Raw genomic sequence first — 10,540 nt, forward strand, 5'->3', positions numbered from 1 at the left:
AAGGTCAGTCCGCAGCAGGGTCCGAATCGTTGTCGTCGGCGGCCGGCGCGTCATCCGCGCTGCGGTCGTCGCTGGAATCGTCGGCGCCATTGTCCGCGCCCGTGTCTTGGCCGTCAGCCTCGCCGTCGTCTTCCTCGTCGTCGGTGACGATACGGTCGACGCCGACCAGATGCTGGTCGTCGGCCACCCGGATGATGCGTACACCCTGGGTGTTACGGCCGAGCACCGATATTTCGGCCACGGCCGTGCGAATCAGCGTACCCATATTGGATATCAGCATGATTTCATCGTCTTCGAGCACCTGGGTCGCGCCTACGACGGCGCCGCTCTTGTCGGATTGCTTGAGCGCGAGCACGCCCTGGCCCCCTCGACCGCGCAGCGGATAATCGTCCACCGGCGTGCGCTTGCCGTAGCCCTGCGCGGTCACGGTGAGAATATCGCCGTCGCGGATGACGATAAGCGCGATCACGGCCGCGCCGGCCTCGTCCTCGGGCAGGCGGATACCGCGTACGCCCGCGGCCGTACGGCCCATCTCGCGCACATCCTGTTCGGCAAAGCGAATGACCTTGCCGCCGGAGGAGAACAACATCAGCTCGTCGTCGCCGCTGGTCAGGTCCACGCCCACCAGGGCGTCGTCATCCCGCAGATCGATGGCGATGATGCCGTTGGAGCGCGGCCGGGAGAACTGCTCCAGCGCGGTCTTCTTGACCGTGCCGTTGCGGGTGGCAAAGAACACGTTCTCGCTGGTGTTGAAGTCCTTGATGGGCAGCACCTGGGAGATGCGCTCGTCGGCCTCCAGCGGCAGCAGGTTCACAATGGGCTTGCCGCGCGCGCCGCGGCCGGCGCTGGGCAGCTCGTACACCTTGAGCCAGTACGCCTTGCCGGCCGAAGAGAAGCACAGCAGCGTGTCGTGGGTATGCGCCACCCACAGCTTGTCGATGAAGTCGGCATCCTTGGTCTGGGTGGCCGACTTGCCGCGCCCGCCGCGACGCTGGGCGCGATAGGCATCCAGCGGCTGGCTCTTCACATAGCCTTCGTGGGTGAGCGTGACCACCACGTCTTCCGGGGTGATCAGGTCGGCGGTGGTCAGATCCAGATGGCTGTCGAGAATCTCGGTCTTGCGTTCGTCGCCGTAGTCGCGACGGATCGCCTCCAGCTCCTCGCGGATGACCTCGAACAGCCGCGCCATGTTGGACAGAATCTCGATGTAATCGGCGATCTTTTCGAGCAGCTGCTCGAACTCTTCGATGATCTTGCTCTGCTCCAGGCCGGTGAGCCGGTGCAGACGCAGGTCCAGAATCGCCTGGGCCTGGGTTTCGGTCAGACGATAGCTGCCGTTGTCCTGCAGCCCGTACGCCTTGGACAGATCCGCCGGGCGCGAGGATTCCGCCCCCGCGCGCTCGAGCATGTCCACCACCTGACCCGGCGGCCATTCGCGGTTGATCAGCGCTTCGCGCGCTTCCGCGGGACCGCTCGAGGCCTTGATCAGGGCGATCACTTCGTCGATGTTCGCCAGCGCAATCGTGAGGCCTTCCAGCACGTGGGCCCGGGCACGAGCCTTGGCCAGCTCGTACTGGGTACGCCGGGTCACGACTTCGCGCCGGTGACGAATGAAGGCTTCCAGCAGCTGCTTCAAGTTCAGCGTGCGCGGCTGGCCGTCGTCGAGCGCGACCATGTTGATGCCGAACACCGTCTGCATCTGCGAATGGCGATACAGATTGTTGAGCACGACCTCCGGCGTTTCGCCGCGGCGCAGCTCCACGACCATGCGCATGCCGTCCTTGTCGGACTCGTCGCGCAGCTCGGTGATGCCCTCGATGCGCTTGTCCTTGACCAGCTCGGCGATCTTTTCCAGCAGCCGGGCCTTGTTGACCTGATACGGCAGCTCGGTGACCACGATCGACTGCTTGCCGCGCTCGTCGACATCCTCGAAGTGCGCCCGGGCCCGCATGTAGATGCGACCGCGCCCGGTTTCGTAGGCCTCGCGAATGCCGTCTGCGCCGTTGATCATGGCCGCGGTCGGGAAATCCGGACCCGGCACGTGTTCCATCAGACCGGCAATGCTGATCTGCGGGTCGTCCATGACCGCCAGCACCGCATTCACCACTTCCGTGAGGTTATGCGGCGGGATGTTGGTGGCCATGCCCACCGCGATACCGGTACCGCCGTTGACCAGCAGGTTGGGCAGGCGCGTGGGCAGCACCGCCGGCTCGGACTCGGATTCGTCGTAGTTGGGGATGAAATCGACCGTATCCTTTTCGATATCGGCCAGAATTTCGTGCGCCAGACGCGCCATGCGTACTTCGGTATAACGCATCGCCGCCGGCGCATCGCCGTCGATGGAGCCGAAGTTGCCCTGGCCGTCGACCAGCACATAGCGCATGGAGAAATCCTGCGCCATGCGTACGATCGTGTCGTAGACCGCGGAATCGCCGTGCGGGTGGTACTTACCGATGACGTCGCCGACCACACGGGCCGACTTCTTGTACGGCTTGTTCCAGTCGTTGCCCAGTTCGCGCATGGCGTAGAGCACGCGCCGGTGCACGGGCTTGAGGCCGTCGCGCACGTCGGGCAACGCACGCCCGACGATCACGCTCATGGCATAGTCGAGATACGACTGGCGCATCTCGTCTTCGAGGTTGATCGAAAGAATCTCTTTTGCGACGTCTGCCATAGAGTTTTAATTCGTTCTAGCCGCCTGCAACGCAGGCCGCATTCGGTGCGTATCCACGGGCTGGGAGTCGGCACTCGCCGGCGGCGATGGCCGGTCGTGCAACGCGGTTCAGCGCCGTCGCGTAAAGCCGGTCATGTTAGCACAGCGCGTGTGCCAAAAGCGCTTGATTGCGCTAGAGTGGCGGGCGTTCGCGCTCCCCACTGATCGCCTGTTTCCATGCGCCAGATCGATACCCTTGTTCATGCCCGCTGGGTCGCCCCTGTCTGCGGCGATTCGCGGCTGCTCGAAAACCATGCCGTGGCCATTCACCACGGCCTGATCGAGGCGGTTCTGCCCAGCGACGAAGCCCGCGCGCGTTTCAATGCGAAAGAGGTCATCGACCGGGACACGCATCTGCTGATACCGGGACTGATCAATACCCATACCCATGCGGCGATGAACCTCATGCGCGGCATCGCCGACGATGTGCCGCTCATGCCGTGGCTGAGCGACTACATCTGGCCGACCGAAGGCGAATTCATGTCGCCCGAGTTCGTCGCCGACGGCACCGATCTGGCCATGGCCGAGATGCTGCGCGGCGGTACCACCTGCTTCAACGACATGTATTTCTTCCCCGACGTGGTCGCCGAACGCGTGGAAGCCGCCGGCATGCGGGCCACGGTCGGCATGATCGTGATCGACTTCCCCACGGTGTGGGCGGCCAACGCCGACGAATACCTGGAAAAAGGCCTGGCCCTGCACGACGCCTGGCGCGGTCACGATCGCATTTCCACGGTGTTTGCCCCGCACGCGCCCTATACCGTCTCCGATGCGCCGCTCAAAAAGATCCGCACCTATGCCGACGAAATGGATCTGCGCGTGCATATGCACGTCCACGAAACGGCTTTCGAGGTGACCGATGCCGAGCAAAAGAACGGCCAGCGCCCGCTTGCACGCCTGCACGACCTGGGCCTGCTGACGCCGAACTTCCTCGCCGTGCATATGACCCAGATCAGCGACGAAGAGATCGCGCTGTGCGCGCGTAACGGCGTCCACGTGCTGCATTCGCCCGAGTCCAACCTCAAGCTGGCCAGCGGCCTGTGCCCGGTACAAAAGCTCATCGATGCCGGCATCAACGTCGCGCTGGGCACGGACGGTGCCGCCTCCAACAACGATCTGGACATGATCGGCGAAATGCGCACCGCCGCCTTCATCGGCAAGATCGCCGCCGACGACGCCGCCGCGGTCAGTGCCGATACCGTGCTGCGGATGGCCACCATCGGCGGCGCCGACGCACTGGGCATCGCCGAAACCACCGGATCGATCGAGCCCGGCAAGATGGCCGACCTGTGCGCCATCGATCTCGACGCGCTCGAAACCAAACCGGTGTTCGACCCGATCGCCGCCCTGGTCTACAACGTCTGCCGGGAACAGGTCAGCGATACCTGGGTGGCCGGTCAACGCCTGCTGGCCGATCGCCGGCTCACCACCCTGGACGAAGCCGATATCGCCGCACGCGCGGCCGACTGGCAGCACAAGCTCGCAGCCCACGCAAAGGACGCCTCATGACAAGCGATCAGAACGCCGAACTGGCCAAATTCGGCCGTATGGCCGAACACTGGTGGGACCCCGCGGGCGAAATGCGCCCGCTGCACGACATCAACCCGCTGCGTACCGATTTCATCGACCGCCGCGCGCCGCTCGCCGGCAAGCGCGTGCTCGACGTCGGCTGCGGCGCCGGCATTCTCTCGGAAGCGCTGGCCCGACGCGGCGCCCAGGTGACCGGGCTGGACCTGGCGCCCGAGCTGATCGAAGCCGCCAAGGCCCATGCCGAGGACAGCGGGCTCGATATCGACTACCGCTGTGTCTCCAGTGGCGACCTCATGCGCGAGCTGCCCGGCGCCTTCGATATCGTGGTTTGCTACGAGATGCTGGAGCACGTCGATACGCCGGCCTATGTCGTCGACGACTGCGCCATGCTCACCGCTCCTGGCGGCAATCTGTTCTTCTCCACCATCAATCGCAGCGCCAAGGCCTGGCTGCTGGCGATTGGTGGCGCGGAGTACGTGCTCGGGCTGCTGCCGCGCGGCACCCACGAATACAACAAGCTCATTCGTCCCTCGGAGCTGGGCGCCTGGTGTCGGCGCGCGCATCTCGAGGTCGCCGAGATCGCGGGCATGCACTACAACCCGTTCACCCGCCGCGCCTCGCTCACCCAGCGGCCCGACGTGAACTACTTCCTGCACGCCCGCAAACCCGCCGCGAGCCGGACATGAAGTTACAAGCCTTCGATGCGGTGCTGTTCGATCTCGACGGCACCCTGCTCGATACCGCGCCCGATCTGGCCGGGGCGATCAACGACATGCGCGTAGAACGTGGGCTCGAAGCCATGCCGCTCGCCGAACTCGCGCCCATGTGTTCCTTCGGCGGGCGCGGCATGCTCGGCAAGGGGCTCGATCTCACACCCGAGGATGCCGATTATCGTGCCAGCTACGATCTGTTCATCGAAACCTACCGCCAGCGCATGACCCGCGATACCCGGCCCTTCGACGGCATGCGTGAATTCGTGCGCCAGCTCGCTGACAGCGGCCTGGCCTGGGGCGTGGTCACCAACAAGATGGAAGCACTCGCGCTGCCGCTGATGGATCATATGGACTTCGACCCGCCGCCGGGCTGCGTGATCGGCGGCGACAGCGCAGGCGTGGCCAAACCCGACCCGGCGCCGATGTATATGGCCTGCGAGCGCATCGGCGTCGACCCCGCCCGCTGTGTCTATATCGGCGATTCCGATCGCGATATCGAAGCCGGCCGCGTCGCCGGCATGGCAACCATCGGCGTGTCCTACGGCTATATTCCGCCCGGCGACGATATCCACGGCTGGCAGGCCGACGTGGTCATCGATACCGTCGCCGGCCTCGCCGCCGCGCTCGAACAGCTGGATGCGCAGGCGACCGCCGGCGCGCACCCGACCTGAAACCGAAAAAAGCCCGTCCCATGACCGTATCTACCGATTCCAAACCGCTCGTCGACCGCGTGGTTCTCATAACCGGCGCGGGCGGCGGCCTGGGCGCCGTCGTGGCACGCGCGATCGCGGCGGCCGGCGCCGAGTGCGTGCTGCTTGGCCGTCGCGAGCGCACGCTGACGCCGGTGTTCGATGCCATCGTCGCCGACGGCAGCCCTGAGCCCGCCCTGTTCCCTCTGGACGTGACCCGCGCCGGTGAAGACGACTACCAGCGCCTGGTGGACGGCATCGCCGCCGACTGCGGCCATCTCGACGGCGTCGTGCATCTGGCCGCCCGCTTCGACGGCCTCATGCCGCTGGCCACCCACCCGATCGACGGCTGGCAGCGGATCATGCATATCAACCTCACTGCCGCCTTCACCCTCACCCAGATCTGCCTGCCCTTGCTGCAAAGCGTGGACGATGCCTCGGTGGTTTTCACCCTCGACGATGCGGCCGCCAAGCCGAAAGCCTTCTGGGGTGCCTACGGCGTAAGCAAGGCCGGGCTGAGCTCGCTGGTGAAGATGTTTGCCGTCGAGCACGAACAAAGCGATCGCCTGCGCTTCAACGGTATCGACCCCGGCCCGCGACAGACACCGCTGCGGGCCAAGGCATTTCCCACCGAAGATCCATCGGCCCAGCTGCCGGAAAGCATCGCCGACACCTATGTACATCTGCTGTCGGCCGCCGCACGCGGCACGACCGGCCAGATCCTGGGCGCGGACGGGCAGCCCATCGCGGCTTGATCTATTGGCGATTACCGCCAATTGCCACGACCTTAGCGACCCGGTACGAAGGCATAGTCGGTTATAACGCCGACTTGCTTCCGTCGCCGCACGGACGTGAGCGGTGACTGCAATTCGGTAACGTCACGATTTTCGTAGGTTGGATTAGCGCAGCGTAATCCAACAAAGAACGCAGCCCGTGCGTCTGATGCGACCTGTGCCGTTCGTGTCGTCTGGGAGAGCGTCGGTTGCTTGTTGGCTTACGGCCTGCGGCCTAAGCCAACCTACGCCAACCCACGCCAACCCGCCCGGCTATACGGCGCGCTCCGATTCAGCAACGGCGGCCTGCCCGTGATCACAACGATCGTGAAGCACACAGTGCCCGCAGTCCGGATTGCGCTTGTGGCAGCGCTGTTTCGCATGGGCAACGATCAGGGCATGGAGTTCGTCGTAAAATCCCGCATCGTTATCGGGGCCGACGGCTTCGATCGAACGGCGCAGGCGCTCATAGTTGCGCGCGCCGCTGGTCCAGCCATAACGCTCCATGATGCGAAACGCGTAGGCATCCGCCACGAACGCCGGCCGCTGGAAGGCATAGAGCAGGATCACGTCGGCGGTCTCGTGACCGATGCCGTGCAACGCCAGCAGCTCACGGCGCAGGGTGGCGCTGTCGCGCGTTTGCAGCACGTCGAACCCGCCCTGGGCCACGAACCACTCACAGAGCGAGCGCAGGCGTCGGGCCTTGATGTTGTGCGGGCCGGCACGGCGGATCAGCGCCGGCAGGTCATCGTGGGCCAGCAGCGCATCCGCGGTCAGCGGCCCGGCATCGCGCAGTTCGGCGATCGCGATTTCCACGTTCGTCCAGGCCGTATGCTGGGTGAGCACCGCACCGACGAGAATTTCGAAACGGGGATTGTCGGCATCCTGTACCGGCCACCAATGCTGCGGGCCGTAGGCCGCAGCCAGACCGTCATGGAATGCGCGTAGCGCCGACGCCGTCGGCTGTTTTTCCGCCACCTAGCGTTGCAGGTCGACGAGCCCGGCGAGTTCGCGTACTTCCTTGCGATCCAGCTCGCGCCAGCCGCCGGCTTTGACCCCGCCCGGCAGTGCCACCGGGCCGAAGCCAACCCGCATGAGCCGGGAGACGGTCACGCCCTGCGAGGCCCAGAGCCGGCGCACCACGCGATTGCGTCCCTGGCGCACGGTGACTTCGAACCAGCGGTTGGCCTTGTGCGCATCGTCGGCGACGCGAATCGCGTCGAACCGGGCCACACCGTCGTCGAGTTCCACGCCTTCGAGCAGGCGTTCGATCATGGCGTCGTCCACCTGGCCGCGCACGCGCACGGCGTAGGTGCGTACGATCTCGTAGCTGGGATGTTCGAGCCGGCGCTTGAGTTCGCCGTCGGTGGTCACCAGCAGCAGCCCGGAGGTATTTACGTCGAGACGGCCAATGGCGAGCCAGCGCCCCGCCTTGATCTTGGGCAGGCTCTTGAAGATGGTGGGTCGGCCTTCCGGGTCCTTGCGGGTGACCACCTGGTCGACGTGCTTCTTGTAGGCCAGCACGCGGGTGCGCGTATTCAGGCGCTCGTCGAGATTCAGGCGTTTGCCGTCCATGCGGATCTCGTCGCGCGCGTCGGCCTTGTCGCCCAGCGTGGCCACCTTGTTGTTAACGCGGATCCGCCCGGCCTCGATGACCTGTTCGAGCTGGCGACGCGACCCGTAGCCGGCGCTCGCGAGCAGCTTCTGTAGACGTTCGGACATGAGGCTTCCTGTAGGCGCCGGATAACGAATGAACTAGTTTAACCGGCCGGTTCAAGCTCTGCGGCGTAATCGCCGACGGCAATCCGGCTATCGGCAGTTCTGGCGGGTTGCCAGGCGATTGATCGGCACAGCCTGCGACCGATACGACTGCAACTTGGCACGAATTCAGAAGGTGCGCGCAGATAGACGCCGGCGACAATGCAAATACGGCGCGCCGTGGCACGTTTGACCAAACGAGATGGATTCGGCGACGCACACTGCGGCCACCGCTCCATCAAATTCGTTCGCCCGCGTTCATCTGCAGAAGAACACGACGCCGTGATGCCTGCTATTTTTCGACGAAGGCGCGCTCGATGACGTAGTCGCCCGGCGCGCCGATATGCGGGGACACTTCGAATCCGCGGGCGTCGAGCAGTGCGGCAGAGTCGGCGAGCATGCCGGGGCTGCCGCAGATCATCACGCGATCGTGTTCGGGGGCGAGCGGCTCGAGGCCGAGATCGGCGCTGACCGTGCCGTTGTCGAGCAGCGTGGTGACACGGCCCTGGTGCACGAACGGCTCGCGGCTGACGATCGGATAGTAGAGCATCTGGGCGGCAATCATCTCGCCGAGCATCTCGTCGTTGGGCAACGTCTCGGAGAGCAGCTGGCGATAGGCCAGATCGTTCTCGTGGCGCACACCGTGCAGCACGATGACGCGTTCGAAGCGCTCGTAGGTGGCCGGATCGCGCACGATCGACAGAAACGGCGCCAGGCCCGTGCCGGTGGACATGAGATAGAGATTGCGACCCGGATGCAGATCGCTGATCAGCAGCGTGCCCGTCGGCTTGCGGCTGACCAGCAGTTCGTCGCCCTCTTTCAGGTGCTGCAGCTGCGAGGTGAGCGGGCCGTCCGGCACCTTGATGCTGAAGAACTCGAGATGGTCTTCGTAGTTGGGCGAGACAATGCTGTAGGCGCGCAGCAGCGGCTTCTTTTCCTGCTGCAGACCGATCATCACGAACTGGCCGTTCTCGAAACGCAGGGCACGATCGCGGGTGGTGGTGAAACTGAACAGCGAATCGTTCCAGTGATGCACGCTGAGTACGCGTTCGGAGTTCAATGCAGCCATGATCTGAGTGTTTCCGTACTTGAATCAGTCCGCCGTGGCGATTGCACGCGCTACGGCGACATCGAGCTGTTGCTGTCGAGACAATGGGCGCGCCGCGCGCGATTCCAAGCCAATAACGCCAGCGGAGGGCCCTAGTGTGGCGAAGGCGGCGTTTCGTCGTTTTGACCTGCATCATCGGCCGCCGTATCCGGTTCGGTTTCGTCGTCGTGCGTGGCGGTCGCATCCACGGCCTGCGCCTCGCCTACTGACGATTCCTCGTCCCCGGCTTCGTCCGACGTGTTCTCGTTTCCCTGCAGCCGCGCGAGCGCGGCATCGAGCGCATCGAGATCCTGAATTTCCGGCAGGCTGGGCAGATCGGCCAAACGCGACACGCCGAAATCGTCCAGGAACTGCGGCGTGGTGCCGAACAACGCCGGTCGGCCCGGCATGTCGCGATAGCCCACCACCTTGATCCAGCCGAATTCCTGCAGCGTCTTGACGATGTTCGACGATACCGACACCCCGCGTACGGCTTCGATATCCGAGCGGGCAATGGGCTGGCGATAGCAGATCAGCGCCAGCGTTTCGAGCATGGCCCGCGACAGCTTCGGCGGGCGCTCTTCCCAGAGCCTCGACACCAGCGCCGAATAGTCGGCGCCTACCTGGAAACGCCAGCCGCTGGCGACCTCCACCAGATCCATCGCGCTGTCGGCATAGCGTGCCTGCAACGCCTCGATGCCGGTGCGTACATCCGCGCGCTCGAGCGCGTGCGTGGTTTCCAGCAGGCGCACGATCTGGTCGGCGGGCAGCGGCGCATCGGCGGCCATGAGCAGCGCTTCGATACAGCGCAACACGGAATCGGCAATCACCGGTTCGTTCGCCGACGCCTCGCTGTCGTGCTGGGTTTCGGTTGGCGTGGGTTCGTCGTGGCTCACGTGGGCTTTTCTTGGTCGATGTTCATTCGGGGCGCGGGCCGGCCAGGCGCAGCGCAACCGGCGCATAGGGTTCGGCCTGGTCGATGGCGATCAGCGCTTCGCGGGCCAGTTCGAGAATGGCCAGAAACGATACCACCACGCCCAGCCGACCTTCGCTGGTTTCCACCAGGGCGACGAAGGCACAGGCCTGGCCGCTGCCCAGGCGTTCGAGGATACGGCTCATGTGTTCGCGTACCGATAGCGGCTCGCGTTCGATCTTGTGTTCGGTGAACAGCTCGGCGCGGGTGAGCACGTCGTGCAGGGCATGCAGCAACGCGCCGAGATCGGTTTCTGGCTGCGGGCGTTCGATATGAATACGCTCCGGGCCGTGCTGTACGGGGG

The 10,540-nt window shown here is 64.9% G+C and carries 10 protein-coding genes; 4 read left to right on the forward strand and 6 right to left on the reverse strand.

Going from position 1 to position 10,540, the window contains the following annotated elements:
* Positions 1-4: 4 nt before the first annotated feature.
* The gene (gene gyrA / locus ABNU97_RS07585) at positions 5-2,674 is read right to left on the reverse strand and encodes a DNA gyrase subunit A (RefSeq protein WP_348766135.1); all 2,670 of its coding nucleotides are present in this window, start codon (positions 2,672-2,674) and stop codon (positions 5-7) included.
* Positions 2,675-2,890: 216 nt separating this feature from the next.
* On the opposite strand from gyrA, the gene ABNU97_RS07590 reads away from it, so the two are divergent.
* The 4 genes from ABNU97_RS07590 to ABNU97_RS07605 are packed head-to-tail and all read left to right on the forward strand — an operon-like array spanning position 2,891 to position 6,400.
* Positions 2,891-4,222, forward strand: a complete 1,332-nt coding sequence (locus ABNU97_RS07590) for a TRZ/ATZ family hydrolase (protein ID WP_348766136.1) — start codon at positions 2,891-2,893, stop codon at positions 4,220-4,222.
* Positions 4,219-4,929, forward strand: a complete 711-nt coding sequence (gene ubiG / locus ABNU97_RS07595; RefSeq protein ID WP_348766137.1) for a bifunctional 2-polyprenyl-6-hydroxyphenol methylase/3-demethylubiquinol 3-O-methyltransferase UbiG — start codon at positions 4,219-4,221, stop codon at positions 4,927-4,929. Before ABNU97_RS07590 ends, ubiG begins: the two co-directional genes overlap by 4 nt.
* Positions 4,926-5,627, forward strand: a complete 702-nt coding sequence (locus ABNU97_RS07600; protein WP_348766138.1) for an HAD-IA family hydrolase — start codon at positions 4,926-4,928, stop codon at positions 5,625-5,627. Before ubiG ends, ABNU97_RS07600 begins: the two co-directional genes overlap by 4 nt.
* Before the next feature lie 20 nt (positions 5,628-5,647).
* Entirely contained in the window at positions 5,648-6,400 is a 753-nt protein-coding gene (locus tag ABNU97_RS07605; protein ID WP_348766139.1) for an SDR family NAD(P)-dependent oxidoreductase, read from the forward strand.
* 291 nt (positions 6,401-6,691) lie between these two features.
* Here ABNU97_RS07605 and ABNU97_RS07610 read toward each other — a convergent pair whose 3' ends face one another.
* The 5 genes from ABNU97_RS07610 to ABNU97_RS07630 form a co-directional block, all read right to left on the reverse strand.
* A complete protein-coding gene (locus ABNU97_RS07610; protein ID WP_348766140.1) occupies positions 6,692-7,396 on the reverse strand; it encodes an endonuclease in 705 nt (234 codons plus the stop codon).
* Complete coding sequence (locus ABNU97_RS07615) at positions 7,397-8,140, reverse strand: pseudouridine synthase (RefSeq protein WP_348766141.1); 744 nt, start codon at positions 8,138-8,140, stop codon at positions 7,397-7,399. It lies immediately after the preceding gene.
* Positions 8,141-8,468: 328 nt separating this feature from the next.
* Positions 8,469-9,245 (reverse strand): ferredoxin--NADP reductase, encoded by a 777-nt coding sequence (locus ABNU97_RS07620; protein WP_348766142.1) that lies wholly within the window; start codon positions 9,243-9,245, stop codon positions 8,469-8,471.
* A 131-nt stretch (positions 9,246-9,376) separates the two neighbouring features.
* Positions 9,377-10,159, reverse strand: coding sequence for an SMC-Scp complex subunit ScpB (gene scpB, locus ABNU97_RS07625; protein ID WP_348766143.1), 783 nt, complete (start codon positions 10,157-10,159; stop codon positions 9,377-9,379).
* 22 nt (positions 10,160-10,181) lie between these two features.
* The coding region (locus ABNU97_RS07630) for a segregation/condensation protein A (RefSeq protein ID WP_348766144.1) at positions 10,182-10,540 on the reverse strand (359 nt) is incomplete at its 5' end.

The organism is uncultured Salinisphaera sp. (assembly GCF_964012375.1).
Lineage (GTDB): Bacteria > Pseudomonadota > Gammaproteobacteria > Nevskiales > Salinisphaeraceae > Salinisphaera.